Source organism: Sphingobium sp. TomTYG74, assembly GCF_055393875.1.
In genome coordinates this window covers 726,758-746,496 of record NZ_AP027342.1, presented here as the reverse complement: position 1 = coordinate 746,496, position 19,739 = coordinate 726,758, and the positions used below count along the sequence as shown (strand labels likewise).

The window sequence follows — 19,739 nt, the reverse complement described above, 5'->3', positions numbered from 1 at the left end:
GGGGATATGGTGGGAGATGGGTCCCCGCTTTCGCGGGGATGACGGTGTTGGTGTTGGCAGTGTTGTTGTTGCCCGTCGCGATGCTGCGGGCTTCGGATGCGGAGAAGCCGGTCGAGCGCGTCTACGCCAAGACCGCGCCCGCGCCGATGAGCCAGACCTCCGAACAGGTCGCGGCGAAGTCGGACGGTTGCTATAGCTGTCATACCAAGACCGATGAGCCGTCGATGCATGCGACCCCGGCGGTGATGCTGGGTTGCGTCGATTGCCATGGCGGTGATGCGGCGGTGCGGGGCGATCCTTCGCATGGCTTCGAAGATCCCGCCTATGTGGCGGCGCGGGACAAGGCGCATGTGCTGCCGCGCTATCCGGGAAGCTGGCATTATCCGTCCTCGGCCAATCCCAAGCGAACTTACACGCTGCTCAACCGGGAAGCACCGGAGTTTGTGCGATTCGTCAATCCCAGCGATTATCGCGTGGCGCGGGAGGCTTGCGGCTCTTGCCACATGCAGACGATCGAGGCGGCGGAGCGATCGCTGATGGCGTCGGGGGCGATGCTGTGGGGTGGGGCGGCCTATAATAATGGCATCGTGCCGTACAAGAATTACATCTTTGGCGAGGCTTATACCAAGGATGGCAAGCCCGCGAAGATCGTCTCGCCCGGTTCGCCGCCGGGCACCCTGACGGCGGAGCAGAAGGCGCGGGGCGCGCTGGCGGAGCTTTATCCGCTGCCGAACTGGCAGGTGACGCCGCCGGGCGATGTTTTTCGGGTGTTCGAGCGCGGCGGGCGGAACATTGCGACGCAGTTCCCGGAGATTGGCTTGCCAAATCCGACGGGCTCCATTCAGAGACTGGAGGAGCCGGGGCGGCCTGACCTCAAACAGTCGAGCCGGGGGGCGGGGACGGGGCTGCGCGTGGCGATCCCGGTCCTGAACCTGCACAAGACCCGCCTCAACGATCCCTATATGTGGTTCATGGGGACCAATGATCAGCCGGGCGACTATCGCCATTCGGGCTGTTCTGGATGCCATGTCGTTTACGCGAACGACCGTGAGCCGAGGCATAGCCTGACCTATGCGCAATATGGGCGGGATGGGCAGACGGCTACGGTGGACCCGACGATTGCTGCGAAAGTGGAGCATGCGGAGAAGGGCCATGGCGCGCTGAAAGGGGCGCATGACGAGACGCCGGATCATCCGATCGGCGCGGTGAAGGAAAGCGGGCATCCGATCCGTCACACGTTCACCCGCGCGATCCCGACTGCGCAGTGCATGAATTGCCACATGCACCAGCCCAATATCTTCCTGAACAGTTATCTCGGCTATACGATGTGGGACTATGAGTCCGACGCGGCGCTGATGTGGCCGAAGGAGCAGAAATATCCGGACGCGGCGGAGGTTCACAAGTCGCTGGAGCGTAATCCAGAGGGCGCGGGGCCGAAGGGGAATTGGGCGGACCTCGACTTCCTGCGCAACGTCTATGACCTGAACGACAAGGCGAAGGATACGCAGTTCGCCGACTATCACGGCCATGGCTGGAATTTCCGCGCGATCTTCAAGCGCGATCGCGAGGGCAATCTTCTTGACGCGGACGGCAAGATCGTGTCGCCCGACGATCCGGAGAAATGGCGCAAGAAGGGCGAGGGCAAGTTTGTCCAGCCCGGCACCAATCCGGGCAAGTCCGTCCACCTGATGGACATCCATGCCGAAAAGGGCCTGCAATGCGCGGATTGCCATTTCGCGCAGGACAGCCATGGCAACGGCTTCATCTATGGCGAGGTGGCGAACGCCATCGAGATCGGATGCAAGGATTGCCATGGCACGGCGGACGCCTATCCGACGCTGCTGACGTCGGGACCGGCCGCGCCGCCAAAGGGCACCAACCTGGCGCTGCTGCGCAACCCGGACGGCAAGCGGCGGTTCGAATGGTTCTATGACGCGAGCGGGCGGCGCAAGCTGATCCAGCGCTCGATCGTCGATCCGAACCTCGAATGGGAGGTGTCGCTGGTGAAAGACAGCGTCGATCCCGCCAACCCGCACTTCAATGCCAAGGCCGCGCGCGCCAAGCTGATGAGCAAGTCAGGCGCGGAGGATGGCAGCTTCGCCTTCGGCCCCGGCGTGGCGAAGGCCGACCGGGCGCATGGCGATGACTCCATGGCCTGCTTCACCTGTCACCTCAGCTGGACGACGAGCTGCGGCGGCTGTCACCTGCCGATCGAGGCGAACTGGAAGACCTCGCTGCACCATTATGACGGTGAGGAAACGCGCAACTTCGCGACCTACAACCCGCAGGTCGCGCGCGATGAGATGTTCCAGCTTGGCAAGCATATGACGACCAAGGGGAATGAGACGGCCCCGGTGCGATCGACGTCCGCGCTGGTGCTGTCATCGACCAACATCAATCGCGAGCGCATCTATATTCAGCAGCCGCCGGTGTCGGGCATCGGCTTTTCGTCACAGGCGTTCGCGCCGCACTTCCCGCATACGGTGCGCAAGACCGAGACGAAGACCTGTTCCGACTGCCATCTGTCGGCGAAGGACGACAATAATGCGATCATGTCGCAGCTGTTGCTGCTGGGCACGAACTTCGTCAATTTCGTGGGGCTGAATGCCTGGACGGGGCTGGAAGGCGGGTTCGAGGCGATCCGCGTTACGGAGTGGGACGAGCCGCAGGCGGTGATCGGGTCTTACCTCCAGAAATATGCCTATCCCGATTATTGGAAGCTGCATGTCGAGCAAAATGGACGCGAACTGAAGAACTGGGTGCGTGGGCGTACCTTCGACAACAAGGCGTCGGGCGAGACGCAGCCGATCGAGGAATTCCGCAATGTCGTAAAGGGCACCGCCGATCGCGTCGGCTGCCTGCAATTGCGCGGCGAATATATGTATGTGGCCGAAGGGAAGGGCGGCTTTCGCGTCTATGATGTGGCGTCGATCGCGAACAAGGGCTTTTCCGAGCCGATCGTGAGCGGGCCATTCTCGAAGCTCGGTCATAATACAGGCGTAGCGTCGAAGAATGCGACCTGCATGGCATTGCCGACCAATCAGCCGATCAACCCGCTGCGCAGCACCAAGGAACTGCGCGAGATTAATCAGGAACAGCCCTTCCTGCCGATCTACAGCTATGCGGCGGTGACGGACAGTTTCGAAGGGCTCATCATGGTCAATATTGAGACCATGGCCGACGGCGAATTCCGCAACAATTTCCTGAAGCGCGCCGTCACCTGGAACCCCGATGGCGTGCTGAACGGCGCGCGACATATCCAGCTTGCCGGGCAAATCGCCTATATCACCGCCGATGTGGGGCTGGTGGTGGTGGACCTGAGCGATCCGCTGCGTCCGAAGCTGGCGGCGGTGCGGCCGATGCGGGATGCGCGGGCGAGCGCGATCCAGTTCCGCTACCTCTGGGTCACCGACGCCGACGGGTTGAAACTGTTCGACGTGACGAAGCTCACCGATCCGGTGGCCGTGCCATCCGCGACCGTGCGGCTGGCTGACGCACGCCGCATCTATCTGGCGCGCACCTATGCCTATGTCGCGGCGAAGGCCGAGGGCTTGGCGATCGTCAACATCACCAATCCCTTGAAGCCCAGCCTCTATGTCAGGGAGACGTTCGGCGGACAGATGACGGACGTGGAGGATGTGATCGTCGGCACCACCAACGCCTCACTCTTCGCCTATGTCGCGGACGGCCGCAACGGCATGAAGGTGATCCAGCTGACCAGCCCGGCGAGCCAGCCCAATTTCTACGGCTTCTCCCCTGCGCCCAAGCCCGAACTGATCGCGTGGGCACGTACGCCCACGCCTGCGGTGGCTCTTTCCAAGGGTCTGGATCGCGATCGGGCGGTGGACGAGACGGGCGGGCAGATCGCGGTGTTCGGACGCCTCGGATCGCGGCCCTTCACCCGGCCGGAGATGGAGCGGCTGTTCCTGACGTCGAAGGGCGTGCCCTACAAGGTCAGCGACGATGTGGATATGAAGAGCTGGCGACCGCCTTTGCTGCGGTGAGGGGGAGGTGCGGTCGCGTCGGCCATCGAAGGGGGGAATGATATGAGGCTAGCGTCCAAAATACTGATGACGGCAACGCTTATTGCTGTGCTGTCGGGCTGTTCCGTCGGCGTGAAGCGGACGGCGGGCATGAAGGCCTATGGCCGGGGTGATTTCGCAACTGCGATCCCACTGTTGAAGGAAGAGATCGGCCGTGGCGATGTGTCCGCGCGCTATTCGTTGGGTTTGGCATATCGCGACGGCAACGGCGTGGAACAGGACAAGGAACAGGCAGAAATATTGCTGACCGGCGCCGCAGTCGGCGGCGACCCGCGCGCGGTGGCGGCCATCCGCCAGATGCTGCTCACGCAGGCTCTCTGCCCAAAGGACAAAAGGCTGCACGATCTGTGGGGCAGCCTGGCGATGCACCGGAACATCGTTTACGGCACCTATGAGCTGAATAGCGCCCCGCCGGGAATATTGATGGCGATGGCCGCAATATATGACGATCCATGCCGGCCCCGGCCAGTTCAGGCGGAATCTGCGCGCAGCCTTCGGGCTATGGCAGGCGGCCCACGCCATATATGGATATATGTGCCGGGCTGACCAGGACGCTATGAGCTAAAGAGCGATCCCCACAGTTTCCAGCCTACGCCCAGGGTGAGGCCGATCAGCGCGGTGACAATGAGCACATCGAGCGCTGACAGATCGTCGTCGTTCCGGGCCATTGGCTGGTCTCCTGCTGCCGCCGATCGTGGCGCCGACGACGGCCGCGCGCGAGCCTATCATGTTTCGGGAGCGAAATGCGATGGGGACGATGGAGTAGGGAACGGGCGACTGCTTCCAAATACTGATCCCGCTGCCAACCGTTGAGAGTTCAAAGCTGGCATTGCCGCAGTGATACGCTCGCTATAGAGAGTCTGAAGGGGGATCTGCATGAAGCCTGTTTGCATGGGGGCAGCAACGGTGGCTGCGCTATTCTGCTTGGCCACGCCGGCCTTGGCGGAAGGTCCCTATTATTTCCATCAACGCGGCATTGGCCACGATCGTTACATGGACGATGTGAACGATTGTACGGAACTCGCAGGTGGCGTGCGGACGACACATGTTCGCTTCACGGCCTATGGCTCGAGTGCGGCCAACAACGCCATAGCTGCGGGTATAGGCTCTTTCTTTGCTTCAATGGCGGCAAGCCGGGAACGGCGGCGGCTGATTTCACGCGTCGAAAGAACTTGCATGGCGGACAAGGGCTATGAGCGCCGTTCGATCGACAAGGCAAGCCATGCGGAAATCAGGAAGCTGGAAGGTGAAGCACGGATAGATCGCATGTTCGCGCTCGTCGCTGCGGAACAGCCTGTGGGGGAGGTGCTGGTTGAATGAAGCGATATCTTATTCTTTGCCTTGCCATGATAGCCGCCTGGGCCGCGCCAGCAGCATCCAGCGGGCTCAGCAAGGTGCCATCGGCACTCGATCCTACCAAAGCCTATGTGGTGGTGGAAATCGGCAAGCTGGACGATGCCATGCTCTATGGCACGCTGATTCTCGGCCGTTATGATTCCGCCAAAAACGATATTGCCACACCCACGCCGCCGCCCGGCGGTAAGATACCGCGTGGAGGATGGGTCCTCGACAACCGTGTTCACCTCATCAAGCCTGCAATGAAGGACAAGGAGCGGCGCCTCTACATCGCTGAACTTGATCCGGGGAATTGGGTGGTGGAAGGGGCCAATGATACCGCCTTTTCGCTTGGCTCCTCGGCGATGCAGCTTGCGGCAGGCACCGTCACCGACCTGGGTGTCGTGTCCGTCTACAGCGACTTTCCTCAAGGCCAGAAGCGTGATGTATTGACGGCAGGGCGTTTGCTTAAAGGCGCACTTATGGGGGGCATTTTCGGCAGTACTTTGCCGCAGCCAATGCCAAAAGCTGTCGATATTCGACCGCGCGAGCCAAGTGACATGCCGCTGCCCTCTCTGTTGGCACGGGCGACGCCGGTTGTTTGGTCAGGGGAGGTGCGTTTCGGGAACCATCTTGGCGGGTTGATCAATCGGATGGGCGGCCGCAAGGCCCGCTTGCGAGCGCTCGTTGCAGAACAGGCGACGGTGACAGCGGAGGCTGAAGACGAAACCGCCAAGGATGGAGGCAGCGCGTCGGTAGAGCATGTGGCTGCACCAGCGACCCCTCAATAGAGAAGCTGGCGGCGCCCGTCAGGACACGTTCGATCCCCGTCTTCGCTGGATGACCAATGCGACGCCGCCGTCACGCCGGCCGTTCATCCATCAGCATGCGGACCAGCGGCTGCATGCCGGTGTCGAACTTGGCCAGCCCGACATGATCGTCCGCCGTTTCAAAATGCGTGACAAGGCCATGCTCCGTCCAGCGGTGGAGCGCGTAGGCGGGCGCATCGGCGATGATCATCGGCCGGTTGTCCGGGGCGTCCGGATCCATTGGCCGCAGGTCCAGCGCGAGCTGGGGCGCCGTGGAGGAGCAGATGGCGACGGTCGTGCCCTGCCACGGCGCGGTGATGGTGCGGTGAAGGTGACCGCAGAGCAGCGCAGCGATGTTGGGGCGGCTTGCGATGGTAGCGGCGAAGCGCTGGACCCAGGGCTCGTCCGGGTGGGTGTTCATCCATTCGATCCCAGCTTCGACCGGGGGATGATGCATGACGATGAGGGTGGGGGTGGCGCTGTCCTCATTGAGGCGGGCGGCGAGCCATGCGGCGCGGGCTTCGCAGAAGGCGCCGCCGTGGCGGCCGGGCTCCAGCGTGTCGAGGACGAGGATGCGACGGTTTTCCAGCGGGATGGCGTAGTGGACGAAGCCGTCGTGCTGGGGGATGTGGGGGAAGATCGCGGCGAAGTTGGCGCGGTCATCATGATTGCCCATGCAGGGCCAGACCGGGAAAGGGCAGGCGGCGAAGGCTTGCGCCAGGGCGCGATAGCTTTCCGGATCGCCCTGATCGGTGAGGTCGCCGGTGGCGAGCAACAGGTCGGGGCGGTTGGGGCCATCGATCAGGGCGCGCAGGACCTGATCCAGACGCTGGCGGTTCAGCTCGGCGGGGTTGCCGGGGTCGAAGCCGAGGTGAATGTCGGTGATCTGGGCGATCAGCATGGTCCTTGCTCCCCCCTCAACTCTCGCGGCCTGTCTTGCGCGGTCTGTCGGCCTGATCTCTTCTGACGGTTTGATTGGCGGGCGTCCATGGCGCGCCGTCGCCGATATGATAGCTGTGGCACATGGCGCAGCCGGAGGGCACGTCCGCGCGGGACTTTTCGCCGCCGTGGCAGGTGCGGCAGCTGTCGATGCCGGGCAGGAGGAGCTGGCGCGCGTCATGGGATTTGGGCGCGGCGTGGCAGCTTTCGCAGGTTTCGGTGCTGTGCGCTTTGTGGTCGAACCAGCCATTCATCATGTAGCGCATCGGCTGGTTGACGGGGGTGACTTGCCAGTTGATTCCGCCTCCGGTGACGGTGTGGCAGTCGTAGCAGGCTCCGCCTTTCGAGAAGACGGCGCGGATGGCGTCGTCGGCGCGGGAGGGGCGGGCGGCGACTGCGCCGAAATAGGCGTGATAGACGCGGCCCTGCGCATAGTCGCCGGGGCGGCGGCGGGCCATGCCGCCGAGGGAGAGCGGGGTGGCAGGGCTGGTGGAGCGGTAATAGGCGCGCAGGTCCGCGATCACCTGTTCGGGCTGGCCGTGGCGCAGGGTGCGTACGGTGCCGCCGATCGTTTCGAAGGCGAGGCTGTGGCAGGATTGGCAGTCGCGCTCCATATCGACGGGCAGGAAGCGGACGCCGTCTGCGGTCGGCTTGTGACAGTCCTTGCAGGCTAGGGCGTCGCCATAGCCTCCCAGCGTGCGGGCCATGCGGGCGACGCCGCCGGTTTTCGATAGGTGAACGTCGTGCGGGAATTTTAGGCCGCTGTCATCCATCGGTTTCGCGTCGAGGCTGGCGCGGGTGAAGCTGGGGTGCTTGCCGGGGTTGTATTGGACAAGCGCCGAGAATTGCGGGTGGGCGGTGCCGAAGTCGCTGGCGTTGGCGAGTTTCGTGTCTTTGAGGCGGTCCTTCAGGCTGCCGTGGCAGTCCGTGCAGAAGGCCTGGGGCGCGGGCTGCATGGGACCAGCGCCTTCATGTTCGCGATGGCAATCGACGCAGGCGCCCTCGGGGGGCTTGCCGAAGGTGGCGGCGACAGTCGCCAGGAACTTGCCGCCGATGCCGGGTTCCGCGCGCGCCGCCGCGATGCGGGCGGCGGGGGCGTGGTCGTGGACGGACTTGTGGCAGGTCTGGCAGGCTGAATCGCGGACGGAGACGAACGCCTTTTGGTGGCAGGTCTCGCATTTGCCTTCGAGCGCGTGGTGGGCCTGGCTCAGAGGGCCGGAGGACCAGGCGCCGTCGCCCTTCACGCTGTAGATGTTGCGCGTATCGTCGGCGGGGCGGGTGGCGTAGCTGTAGATGGGAACCGCGAGGAAGCCGATGAGGATCGCGAGCACAAGGCCCCATGCGGTCAGGCGCTTGGGCGGGGCGAGGCGAGCGAGAGAGAAGACGCGGGCCTCCTCCTTTTCCTCCGAGGCTTCGGAGACGGCATCGACGCGGCGGATGGAGAGGATTGTCGCGCCGTCTTCGCTGCTGACGGTGATGCGATGGCCGCCGAAGCGCAGTTCCGCGCCCTTGGCCGTGTCGATGTCGGCCGAGCGGGTGGTGCGGCCTTCGATGTCGAAGCCGAGGGTGCCGGTGGCGCGGACACGGAGGGTGCGGGCGTCGAGCTGCTCGATCCGCGCGTGATCGGGTTCCAGCGCGAGGTCGGGGAGGTGGATGTCGTTGGTCGATGCGCGGCCCAGCGACAGCTGCGGCTTGGCAAGCGTCGCGCTGCGGACGATCTCGCGGCCGTCTGCGGTCAGGCTGATCTGGCGGACTGTGAAGCTCATTGCGCTCACCAGTAGAAGAAGACGCTGACGATGTGCGCGGTGAGCGCGGCGAGCAGGGCGAAGGTGGCCGGAACATGGATGTAGAGCCAGATTTCCAGCAGTGCCTTTAATCGCAGGTGCCGGCGGAGGCGGGCGAGCATCGCCTGCTTGCGTTCGAGGAGGGCATCGATCTTTTCGAGCGGTTCCTTGCCTGTGTCGGGATGGTCGCCGGTCCAGTGGCGCAGGGCGGCCTGCGCGGCGGCGGTGGCGCAGCGGGGGTAGCGGCCGGACAGGCGGGCGATGAGGCTGCCGCCGAAGGGATCGTCGTTGAGGGACTGGCGGACTAGGCTCGCCTGTTCGTGGGGCAGGGGCTGGGCGGCGTCGTGCAACTGGCGATCAATGGCGCGGATCGCTTCGAGCATCTGCACCTGCGTCATTTCCGCGCGGTTGTTGCTGAGCGCGGTAGGCAGCGTCGCATAGACGATGATGCCGAACAGGCCGGAGAGGATGACCAGCATCATGAGGACATAGGCGAGGGTGTGGACGTTCCAGCCAAGCTGGAAGCCGGTGTGCAGCGTGCCGATGACGATGAGGCTGAGGCCCAGATAGACATGGGCGCTGGTCCATGCCTTTAGCGACCAGCGGCCGCGCGTCATGGCGCGCTTGCGGAGGCCCAGCAGGGTGAGCCAGAGGATGAGGCCGACGCCGATCGTGCCGAGCGTATAGCCGTACCAGCTGCCGCCGTTATGATGGGGCGTGACGTCGATCATCAGATAGCTGGTGATCGTGAGGATGCAGAGGATGGTGGCGATCTTCAGCCAGCGGAAGTTCGCGTGGCGGAGGAAGCCGTCGTGGAGGGTTTCGCCCTTGGTGCGGCGCGGGCGGGTCGGGGTTGCTCGGGTGGCCATCAGAGCGTGTTCGCTTTGGTGTGGAGCGTGATCGTATCGAAATTAGCTCTCATCCGTTCGGGCTGTTTGAGCGAGCCCCCTGTCTCGCTTAAATGTCGAAGCCCCTTACTCTCTTGAAGAAAAGTGAAGCCCTTCGACAAGCTCAGGGCGAACGGAGGTAGGGGATTGCCATTAGCTGGGAGATCGATCCCCGACTGCGGGGGGATGACGGAAATGATGTAGGCAGAGATGCCCATGCTCAATTCGCCTCCCGATCGAGGCGGGCGACGGTCAGGAAATCCTCTGGCGACACGCGGATGGCGGCGCCGGTGGGGCAGGCGCGGACGCAGGCTGGGCCGCCGTCAATGCCCGAGCACATATCGCATTTGATGGCTTTTTTGGGCTTTTCGACGCCGGGTTCGGTGTTTTTGTAGCGCCATTTCTTGGAGGGCTCGCCGGGGCCGGGGCCTGCGCCGAAGAACATCCAGCTCAAGAGGCCCGGCTTCTTGGGCGGGACGCTGTCCATGCGGATCACGCCATAGGGGCAGTTGCGCTGGCAATTGCCGCAGCCGATGCAGGTTTCGTCGATGAAGACTTCGCCGTCCGGGCCGCGATGGATGGCGTTGGGCGGGCAGTCGGCCATGCAGTGCGGATGCTCGCAATGGCGGCAGCTCGTCGGCACGTGAAGATGGGCGTAGGTGCGCCCGGCTTCGCGATCGAGGCGGGACAGACCTTCATGGCTGTCGGCGCACGCCTTTTCGCAATTGTCGCAGCCGACGCAGAGATGTTCGTCGATGAGGAGGACGTCGGTCGCTTCGCCGATGCCGTTATCGACCAGGAATTTTGCCGTCTCGCTATACATGTCCACGACGGTGGAGAAGCTGTCCTTGCGGCTTTCGATGAAGGCGTTGACGTCCTGCCGCGCGGCCATGTCGCGGCGGGCGCGTTCGAAGAGGGCGGGCTTGGCGGCCATCAGCCGGGCGAAGGCGTCGCCATTGAGCTTGATGACTTCGGACTTGACCGTCGCCTTGACGGTGGCGGTGCGTGGGCCGCCTGCGATCAGGGCCATTTCGCCGACATAGGACCCGGCAGGGAGGTAGGAGAGGAAGACGTTTTTGCCGCCGATCTTCTTTTCCACGATCATGGAGCCGACGCGGATCACGTAAATGTCGTTGCCGAGGTCGCCTTCGGTCAGGATGGCTTCGCCCGCCTTGACGGTCTTGATCTCGGCGCTGTCGAGGACTTCGGCGAGATCGGCGGGGGTTAGCCCTGAGCCGAACATCTGGAGCAGCTGGCGCTCGGTCGAGATGCGGGTGATGGCGCGCTTGGCGGGCGGGTTGGACGACATGAGCTTCAGCGCCGCCGTCCGCGACACTTCCACCATGATCGAGTCCGTCCCCGCGCGTACCGTCGAGCCACGGCGGCGGCCGGAAATGAGGCCGACTTCGCCGAAGATGCTGCCCGCTTCGATGGCGACGTTGGTGTCGGGCGCGACCTCCACCAGCGCCTGCCCGCCTGCGATGCCGAAGAGGGAGGAGCCGGGGTCGTGCTTTTCGAAGATGACTTCGCCAGCGCGATAGGCGCGGACCTCGCTGTCGAGCATGAACTCGCGCATCTGGAGGGGGGAAAGCCCTTCCAGGATCGAGACGTTGGTGCGCAGATATTCGAGCCATTCGGACACGCTGCGTTTTTCGGGAAGCGCGGCGAATTTGGCGGCCAGGATGGGTTCGTCGGCGGGCTTCAGGTCGTTGTTGCCGTTGATGAACTCGACAACGTCATAGCCCTGGTTCATGCAGTGCTTGATCAGCGGATAGCCCGCCAGCGCGCCGATCACGAAGATGCCGGGCGCGGTGCTTTCGAACACCGGGGAGAGCTTCGGGAAGGCCAGGCGGTCGTTGCTGGCGAATTCCACGCCGCAGCTTTCCACGAAGGCGCGCGGCGGGGCGGAACCCATGCGGGCGATGATGCGGTCGCATTTCAGCTTCACCTCGCCATCGCGGCTGTCGAGGGTGATGAAACCCGGCTCGATCTTCGCCGTGGTGGATTCGGTCATGATGGTGAGGCGGCCTGCTTCGGCGGCGGCCATCAGTCCCTTGACGTTGGCGGGTTTGGCGCTGGCGAATTCGGTCGAGCGGTTGAGGATGGTGACGACATTGCCCTGCGCCTCGTCGGCGGCGAGGCCCATCGCATTTTCGATGCCCGCGTCCCCGGTCCCGACGACGAAGATATGTTCGTCATTATAATCGGCGGGGTCGTCCAGCTGATATTGGACATGGGGCAGGTCCGCGCCGGGGACGCGCATCAGGTTGGGATTGCCCTGCGTGCCGATCGCCATGATGACGGCGTCGGCGATGACTTCGCGCTCGCCGGTCAGGGTCAGGCGGTAGGGCGGGGCTAGGCGCTGGATTTCCTTGGTTTCGGTCGTGCCGTCGCGCTTGCGTTCGACGATCTTCTGGATGCTGCCGGGGATGGGATCGCCGGTGCCCGTGATGGCTTTGACCTCGGCATTATAGGCGATGTTGAGGCCTTGGCTCGCGGCCTGCTCGTTCCAGCGGCCAAGGATCGCCTCGCGCTTGCCCGCGTCGAAATCGCAATCGGAACGGAGCACGAGCTGGCTGGGCGTCGCCATCACATGCTTGCCCTTCTGATATTTGAAAATCGTGTCGGACAGATGGTCCGTCTTTTCGATCAGAAGATGCGGGATGCCGAGCTGCGCCGCGCGCGCGGCCGCGCTCATCCCCGCCGGTCCCGACCCGACGATCGCGATACGCACGCGGTCAGTCACTTGATACCCCCCTCTTGCGAGATCACCCGCAGCCCCGGCTTTAGCCCCTGCCGATTTATGGTGCGCGGATCAAGTCTTTGGGCACTCTATCAATTTGAATGGGCGGCGCTAGAGAGCAGTTGGTGATTTCGAGGGGGATGACGTGGCGGCGAAGCTGAGCATGGGACGGGTGGCGCTGATCGGGGCGGCGGCGCTGGCGGTCGTGTCGGTGGGCTATAATATGTGGCGTGACCGGCCGGAGAAGGAGGAGGCCGCGGCTTCTGCGCCCTTCGCAGCGGCGGGGCAACCCGACCCGGAAAGCGTCATTCGCGGCTTGCAGGAAAGGGTAGGCGCCAACCCCAATGACGCGGAAGGCTGGCAGATGCTCGGCTGGGCCTATTTTGACGCCGGGCGCCATGCGGACGCGGCGCGGGCTTATCGCCGTGCGGTGAAGCTGGCGCCGGGCAATGCAACCTTCTGGTCGTCGCTGGGCGAAGCGGTGGTGATGGCGAGCGAGCGCGATCCGATGCCCAAGGAAGCGGCGGAGGCCTTCGACAAGGCGGTGAAGCTGGACCCCAAGGAGCCCCGCGCGCGATATTTCCAGGCGGTGCGCAAGGACCTTGCCAAGGATCATGAGGGCGCGATCCGCGATTGGCTGGCGCTGCTGGCCGACACGCCGCCGGGGGCTCCGTGGGAAGCGGACCTGCGGCGGACGATCGAGCAGGTGGGGAAGATTAACGGGATTGATGTTGCGCAGCGGCTGGCGGCGGTGAAGCCTGTCGCGCCGCATCCGCCGATCGGTTCGGTCGCGACGGCGGCGATCCCCGGCCCAAGCCGCGAGCAGATGCAAGCCGCCTCGCAGCTTCCCAAGGGACAGCAGGACGCGATGATCGAAGGCATGGTGTCGGGGCTGGAGGCGAAGCTGAAGGCCAATCCGGGCAATGTCGATGGGTGGATCATGCTGATGCGTAGCCGGATGACGCTGGGTGAAACGGCCAAGGCACAGGCGGCGTATGAGGCGGCGCGGAAGGCTAATCCGGGACAGGCGGGCAGGCTGAAGGAAGAGGCTCGGGTGCTGGGGGTGCCGGGGGTCAGATAAATCCTCCCCATCGTCAGATGGGGAGGTGGCAGGCCAACGGCCTGACGGAGGGGAAGGAGCGCGACCTGCGTAATTCCCCTCCACCATCCTGCGGATGGTCCCCCTCCCCCCGCCTTCAGCGCGGGGAGGATTAAGGGGGCGGAGCGGAACACTCGCCCCCCTTCACCCGTTGCCTTGCTGAAATGACAGCAGACCCCGCGATCTTCGATCCGCCGCCGGACTCGGTGGCCTTCTACACCGAAAGCCTCCAACATCTGGTGGAATCCGGCATCCCCTTCATGCTTTCGGGCACCTACGCGCTGGGCTGTCACACCGGCATCGTCCGCCCGACCAAAGACCTCGACGTCTTCTGCAAGGCCGGAGACGCGCCGCGCATCCTCGCCTATTTCAAGCATCTCGGCCATGAAGTCGAATTTGAGGACGAACGCTGGATCGGGAAGGTCTGGAAGGACAAGAACTTCTTCGACGTGATCTACAACATCTCATCGGCCAGCGTCCCCGTCACCGAAGAATGGTTCCGCGCCGAAGATCATGCGCAGGTCTATGGCATCAACGTCCGCATCACGCCGCCGACCGAATTCATCCTGTCGAAAATCTTCATCCAGGACCGTTATCGCTATGACGGTGCCGATGTCGTCCATGTCATCCTGCGCCAGCATGAGCGGATCAACTGGCAATGGCTGCTCGACACGATGGAGCTGCATTGGGAATTGCTGCTGATCCATCTGCTCAACTTCCGCTTCATCTACCCGACCGAGCGCCATTGCATTCCGCTCTGGCTGTTCGAAGAATTGCTGGGCCGCTTGCAAACGCGAGCGGAGCTGCCGGTGCCCAACATCCGCGTATGCCGGGGGCGGCTGCTGTCCCCGCGCGACTATCTGATCGACATCACCGAATGGGGTTTCGCCGATGTGGTCGGCAAGGGCCTTGAGGAGAGCCATGACCGCAACAAATGAACCAGCCCGGCACGAAGGTCTGACCCTCGCCGCGATCGGGGACCTGCATGTCACCGACACGTCCGAGCATCGTTACCGCGCGATGTTCGAGGAGATATCGGAAAAGGCCGACATATTGGCGCTGTGCGGCGACCTCACCAATTTCGGCAAGACGCGCGAGGCGGAGATATTGGCGGAGGATTTGCGCGCCTGTACGATCCCCACGGTCGCGGTGCTTGGCAATCACGACTATGAATGCGGCCAGCCCGAAGAAGTCGCCCGCATATTGCATGGCGCGGGCGTCACTGTGCTGGACGACCAGGCGGTGGAGATAAAGGGCGTCGGCTTTGCCGGGGTGAAGGGCTTTGTCGGCGGTTTCGGCCGGGGCGAACTCGGCGCCTTCGGGGAAAAGGGCATCAAGACCTTTGTCGAGGAAGCGATCAACGAAGCGCGGAAGCTGGAAAATGCCCTCCGTTCGTTGCGCACAGACCGTTGCGTGGCCGTGCTGCATTATGCCCCGGTGGAGGACACGGTGGAGGGAGAGCCACGGGAAATCTATCCATTTCTGGGCTCGTCGCGGCTGGCCGAGGCGATCGACCGGTTCGACAATGTCCGTTTCGCCGTGCATGGCCACGCCCATCGCGGCGCTTTTGAAGGTCGCACGCCGCGTGGCGTTCCCGTCTATAATTGCGCGCAGTTCGTCGTGTCTGAACGGTTCGATCGGCCCTACGCCCTGATCGCGCTGTGACTGGAGGGGCGATCTCACCGGTCTGGTGACGATTACCGCTTATCCGACGGAGAATCGGCCGAAATTGCACCAAATCGGTTCTATTTCGGGGGCAAATCGCAAAGACATTGCTCTAGGCCCTGATGCTGGCAGTCGCCATTTTCCATGGCGCGGGGCGGCATGGGGCAAATGGGTTTCGACAGGGTTCTGGATCGGCTGAAGGCGATTGTGGCGGCGGTGGCGCTCGTTACAATGACCGCCCCTGCAACGGCGCAGATCGGCGGGGCGGGAGGGGGTGCGTCTGCGCCCGTGATCGACCGGGACAGGGCCGATCGGGTTGCACCGGGAATTGCGCCTGCGCCTTCCGTCACTGTCGCCGCGCCCGTCCCTGCGGTCGGAGCGGTGGGCAGTTCGGCCGAGAGCGTCAGGCTGGCGCGGGCGCATTATATGGGAAGCTCGCTGCCCGTGCCGCTGCTGGGCAAGGCGATGGCTCCGTTGATCGGACGGCCATTGACGCGCGAGACATTGCAGGCGGTGGCGAAGGCGGTAAGCGATGCCTACGCCCGCAGCGACATCGCCTTCTATTCCGTGTCCATCCCGGCACAGGTGCCCGCAGGAGGACAGCTGATCGTGCGGGTGGTCGAAGGACGGGTGAAGGAATATCGGCTGGCGGGCGTTTCCCCCAGCATGCCGACCCGCCTGATCGAAGCGCAGATGCGGCGGCTGAAGCGCGATACTCCGCTGCGCAAGGCGACGCTGGAACGCGCGCTGGGCCTGCTGCGTGACATACCGGGCCAAAGCGTCGAGGCGCGGGTGCGGCAGGGTGGCGGCGAAGGCGATCTGATCCTGGACCTGATCGTCAAGCGGGAGCAGGTGCAGATCGGCATCCTGATCGACAATAGCGCCGTCAGCAACGTGATCGACGGCGTGCAGGCGCAATTGTCGGTCACGGCCAATGGGCTACTGCGCGAAGGGGACAGTAGCCGGATCGCGGGATATCTGCCCTTTTACCCGGAGCGTTATCAATATTATTCGCTGAGCCATTCGACCCCGATCGGCAGCAACGGCACGACCCTGTCGGCCAATATCGCCCATGTCGAAAGCCGCGTGCGTGACCGGCCGATCGAGGGGGAAGCGACGCTGGCGGGGGTGGCGATCAGCCATGCGCTGGTCCGGTCGAACAAGACGAACCTGACCGTGAACGCCTCGATCGACGGGATCGACAGCAGCAATTATTTCCTCGACGTCCGATTCGGCGACTATAAATCGCGGGCGGTGCGGCTGGGCGCGTCCTGGTCGCATTCCGACCAGCGGCAGGGACAAGCCCTGTCGGCGGTCGTCAGCCGGGGCGTCGGCATACTGGGCGCGCGGGCCTTCACCGGCTTTTCGGAGAAGATTTTCACCAAGGTCAATGTGCAGGCGGTGGCGGTGCGCACCCTGTCGAAGCGCGTCACCCTGAAACTGAATGCGAAGGCGCAATATTCCCGCGACAGGCTGCCGGTGACGGAGCGTTTTTCGCTGGGCGGCAGCGGCGCTGGCATGGCGTTCCCGTTGGGGATCAGGACCGCCGAACAGGCCATTGCAGGCGGCGCTGAACTAAGCTGGACGCCTGCGCGATCCGGGGTTTTGCAGAAGGCGACGCTCTTCACCTATGCCGATGGCGCGGTCGCGCATGCGGTGGCGCGTCCCTATTACCGCCTGCCCGCCGAGAATGTCTCGCTCGCGTCGGCTGGTGGCGGCGTGCGCATCGGCATCGGCAGCAAATGGCGGGCGAGCGCGGAAGTAGCCGTGCCGATCAAGCGCATCGACGGCGCGGATTCGCGTCGGGCGCGCTTCTTCTTCGGGATCGGGCGCGCCTTCTGACCCCGTTTTGCGTGCACGCAAAGGAAGGCTGAGATCATGAACAATGTGTGGGAAGTGTGGCCGTCAGCGCTGACGGCCGCCGAATGCGACGCCATCGTCAAGCGGGCGGATTCCTACGCCGACCAGTCGGCGACGGTCGGCTTTGCGGACAGCAGCCGCGACAATCAGGCTTATCGGTCTTCGATTATCCGCTGGTTCGATCCGCTGCGGGAAAAGGACATCGTCGATCGGGTGATGCAATTTGTCGGCGCTTCCAACCGGACCAACTTCGGCGTGGACATCGTCGCGCCTTACGAAGTGCAGTTCACCGAATATCACGCCACCCAACAGGGCAAATATGACTGGCATCAGGATGTGTGGCTGGAATCAGGCCGCCCCTTCGACCGCAAGCTGTCGGTCGTGGTCCAACTGTCGGAGCCGGACGAATATGAAGGCGGCGCGTTCGAGTTTTTCTGCGTGGCGCAACCCGGCGCGACATTCGCGGCGCGGGGAAGCCTGCTGATCTTTCCGTCCTTCCTGCAACATCGGGTGTTGCCGGTGACGGTGGGGGTGCGGCGGAGCCTGGTGACCTGGGTCGAGGGGCCAAGGTGGCGGTGATGTCGGGCGTATCGCTAAGGGCTTTACATTCCCTCTCCCCTTTAGGGGAGAGGGTGCCGAGCGTAGCGAAGGCGGGAGAGGGGACTGTAAAGCACGACCGTCGCTCCCCTCTCCCCAACCTCGATGAGAGTCACGCGCCTCTCATCGACCCCTAAAGGAGAGAGGGAGCAGGTTTCTTCCCACGGCCGACTGAATCGGAAAGATCGAACCAAAATGGACAAAGCCCAAAAACATCCCCAAGCCGCCTTTTTGCGCGCTTAAAACCTCACCCAGCCCATTTCCCTTATCGTCGCCCCCATTTTCCACCCAAAAATCACACCCTCGCGCCCTTTGCGTACCTAATCCCACGCTTCCCAAATCCCCTCCCACACCTCTTCGCCCCCACCGCCCCAATCTCACCAAATCGGTGATTTTAGAACAAGCCGTAAGGGAATGCCGTGCTTAGCCTTGTGGCCTTGCGATGATGTTCGCATTGAACAGGGAGGTTATAGCATGTCTTTGGTTGGGCCAGCGCGGTCAGGGCGGCGTCTGCTGCTTTGCGCCACGGCGATTCCGCTTTTCCTACTCGGCGCCTGCTCCGATGGCGTGGGTTTCAGTGTCCGCACGGCAGGCGGCAATACGCCCTCCGGGCCATCGGGTCCCGGCGGCCCAACCGGCCCCGGTGGGCCGAGTGGCCCGAGTGGTCCATCCGGTCCGAGCGGCCCGGATGGTTCGGGCGGTCCCACAGGCCCAGGCGGGCCGACAGGTCCCGGTGGCCCCACAGGTCCCGGCGGTCCCACGGGTCCGGGTGGTCCGACAGGCCCCGGCGGCCCAACAGGACCGAACGGCCCGACAGGTCCCGGAGGTCCTACTGGACCCGGAGGTCCCACCGGCCCATCTGGCCCCAGCGGCCCGACTGGCCCCACCAGCGGCTCGCTGATCGGGGTCAATCTGGGCGGCGAAGCGGTCACGGGTCCGACAGGCTCCGGATCATTGGTCGGCCTCAACGCCCTGTCCGCCACCGGGGGCGCGACCGGAACCGTTGCCACGGTCGATCTGCTGAACGGCGATGGCACCGTTGTGCAGGCCACCCTGCCGACCACCGTCACGGGCGTGCAGCAGGGACTGGCGCCTGTGGGTTCGCTCGCCGGAACCTTGCTGGGCGATCAGGCGGGCGGCACCGTCACCCAGTTGACCGATGGCCTCGCGCCCGTAGTGGCAACGGTAACATCCGCCGCCACTCAGGTGACGGCGCCACTGCTCGACACGCTGAACGGCGCGCTCGCGCCTATCACGGCGCCGCTTGTCGGCAGCGATGGTGCGCTTGCCCCCGTTACGGGTCTGGTCGAGACTGTCGCGGGCGGCCTGACAGGTGCGCTCGGCGGTGGCGGCGAAGCGCCGGGCGCGCTGCTTGGCGCTCCGCTGATCGGCGCCAATGTCGGTGGTGAGGCGGTAACGGGTCCCTCCACCAGCGGCACGCTGGCCGGGGTCAACCTGTTGCCGTCCACCACGGCTCCCGCGCAGGGTCAGCTGCTGACCGCCGATGTGCTGACGCAGGGGACGATCGTCGATGTGACGGTCCCGACAACCACGGCGGGTGTGGAGGCCGGGCTCGCGCCGGTCGGCAACCTCGTCGGCGGCGTGCTGGGAGCCGAGGCGGGCGCTGCGGTCAATCAGGTCGTGACCGGCACCGCGCCCGTTGTCGCCACGGTGACATCGACCGTCGACAGCGTCGCTTCCCCCGTGCTCGATGCCGTCAACGGACTGGCCCCGGCGCTGCCCGCAGGCGGTAGTGGCGGCGGGGAATCGCTGCTGGCGCCAGTAACCGGATTGCTCGGTGGCGCTTCGGCTCCACCGACGGGCGAGCAAAGCCCGATTGCGCCGGTTACCGGCCTGTTGGGAGGCTTATTGGGTCGCTGAGCCTTCCCACGGAGGGGAGAGGAGGCGGCAGGCGCGCCGCCTCCTCGAACCTTCCTGTCCCTTTCCTTGTGCGCCGGGTTCACTGAATGGATCTGCC

General features: G+C 64.3%; 14 protein-coding genes. 10 read left to right on the top strand and 4 right to left on the bottom strand.

The features are described 5' to 3' along the window. Positions 1 to 38 precede the first annotated feature (38 nt). From ACZ5TB_RS16390 to ACZ5TB_RS16375, 4 genes are all read left to right on the top strand, one after another. Positions 39 to 4,004: an LVIVD repeat-containing protein gene (locus ACZ5TB_RS16390; RefSeq protein WP_464792744.1), complete on the top strand. Its 3,966-nt coding sequence runs from the start codon at positions 39 to 41 to the stop codon at positions 4,002 to 4,004. Positions 4,005 to 4,070: 66 nt separating this feature from the next. Beyond that, complete coding sequence (locus tag ACZ5TB_RS16385; protein ID WP_464792743.1) at positions 4,071 to 4,589, top strand: tetratricopeptide repeat protein; 519 nt, start codon at positions 4,071 to 4,073, stop codon at positions 4,587 to 4,589. A gap of 378 nt (positions 4,590 to 4,967) precedes the next feature. Then, positions 4,968 to 5,363: a hypothetical protein gene (locus tag ACZ5TB_RS16380; protein WP_464792742.1), complete on the top strand. Its 396-nt coding sequence runs from the start codon at positions 4,968 to 4,970 to the stop codon at positions 5,361 to 5,363. Beyond that, on the top strand, positions 5,360 to 6,169 hold the full coding sequence (locus ACZ5TB_RS16375; RefSeq protein WP_464792741.1) for a hypothetical protein: 810 nt from the start codon (positions 5,360 to 5,362) through the stop codon (positions 6,167 to 6,169). The genes ACZ5TB_RS16380 and ACZ5TB_RS16375 overlap by 4 nt, the downstream gene beginning before the upstream one ends. Positions 6,170 to 6,239: 70 nt before the next feature. Here ACZ5TB_RS16375 and ACZ5TB_RS16370 read toward each other — a convergent pair whose 3' ends face one another. The 4 genes from ACZ5TB_RS16370 to ACZ5TB_RS16355 all read right to left on the bottom strand — a co-directional run bounded on the left by ACZ5TB_RS16370 (position 6,240) and on the right by ACZ5TB_RS16355 (position 12,531). Continuing rightward, complete coding sequence (locus tag ACZ5TB_RS16370; RefSeq protein ID WP_464780579.1) at positions 6,240 to 7,088, bottom strand: metallophosphoesterase; 849 nt, start codon at positions 7,086 to 7,088, stop codon at positions 6,240 to 6,242. 16 nt (positions 7,089 to 7,104) lie between these two features. Continuing rightward, the gene (locus ACZ5TB_RS16365) at positions 7,105 to 8,892 is read right to left on the bottom strand and encodes a cytochrome c3 family protein (protein ID WP_464792740.1); all 1,788 of its coding nucleotides are present in this window, start codon (positions 8,890 to 8,892) and stop codon (positions 7,105 to 7,107) included. Between the two features lie 5 nt (positions 8,893 to 8,897). Next, entirely contained in the window at positions 8,898 to 9,779 is an 882-nt protein-coding gene (locus ACZ5TB_RS16360) for a hypothetical protein (protein ID WP_464792739.1), read from the bottom strand. 238 nt (positions 9,780 to 10,017) lie between these two features. Beyond that, positions 10,018 to 12,531 carry a cyclic nucleotide-binding domain-containing protein gene (locus tag ACZ5TB_RS16355; RefSeq protein WP_464793269.1) on the bottom strand — a complete coding sequence of 838 codons (2,514 nt, stop codon included), beginning with the start codon at positions 12,529 to 12,531 and terminating at the stop codon, positions 10,018 to 10,020. A gap of 232 nt (positions 12,532 to 12,763) precedes the next feature. Between ACZ5TB_RS16355 and ACZ5TB_RS16350 the strand changes: the two genes are divergently transcribed. From ACZ5TB_RS16350 to ACZ5TB_RS16325, 6 genes are all read left to right on the top strand, one after another. Further along, a complete protein-coding gene (locus tag ACZ5TB_RS16350) occupies positions 12,764 to 13,621 on the top strand; it encodes a tetratricopeptide repeat protein (protein WP_464793268.1) in 858 nt (285 codons plus the stop codon). Between the two features lie 182 nt (positions 13,622 to 13,803). Continuing rightward, positions 13,804 to 14,577, top strand: a complete 774-nt coding sequence (locus ACZ5TB_RS16345; RefSeq protein ID WP_464780576.1) for a nucleotidyltransferase family protein — start codon at positions 13,804 to 13,806, stop codon at positions 14,575 to 14,577. Next, complete coding sequence (locus ACZ5TB_RS16340) at positions 14,561 to 15,304, top strand: metallophosphoesterase family protein (protein WP_464780575.1); 744 nt, start codon at positions 14,561 to 14,563, stop codon at positions 15,302 to 15,304. The genes ACZ5TB_RS16345 and ACZ5TB_RS16340 overlap by 17 nt, the downstream gene beginning before the upstream one ends. A gap of 144 nt (positions 15,305 to 15,448) precedes the next feature. Next, positions 15,449 to 17,146 carry a ShlB/FhaC/HecB family hemolysin secretion/activation protein gene (locus ACZ5TB_RS16335; RefSeq protein WP_464792738.1) on the top strand — a complete coding sequence of 566 codons (1,698 nt, stop codon included), beginning with the start codon at positions 15,449 to 15,451 and terminating at the stop codon, positions 17,144 to 17,146. A 36-nt stretch (positions 17,147 to 17,182) separates the two neighbouring features. After that, complete coding sequence (locus ACZ5TB_RS16330) at positions 17,183 to 17,743, top strand: 2OG-Fe(II) oxygenase (protein WP_464792737.1); 561 nt, start codon at positions 17,183 to 17,185, stop codon at positions 17,741 to 17,743. A 492-nt stretch (positions 17,744 to 18,235) separates the two neighbouring features. Further along, on the top strand, positions 18,236 to 19,642 hold the full coding sequence (locus ACZ5TB_RS16325; protein WP_464792736.1) for a hypothetical protein: 1,407 nt from the start codon (positions 18,236 to 18,238) through the stop codon (positions 19,640 to 19,642). Positions 19,643 to 19,739 lie beyond the last annotated feature (97 nt).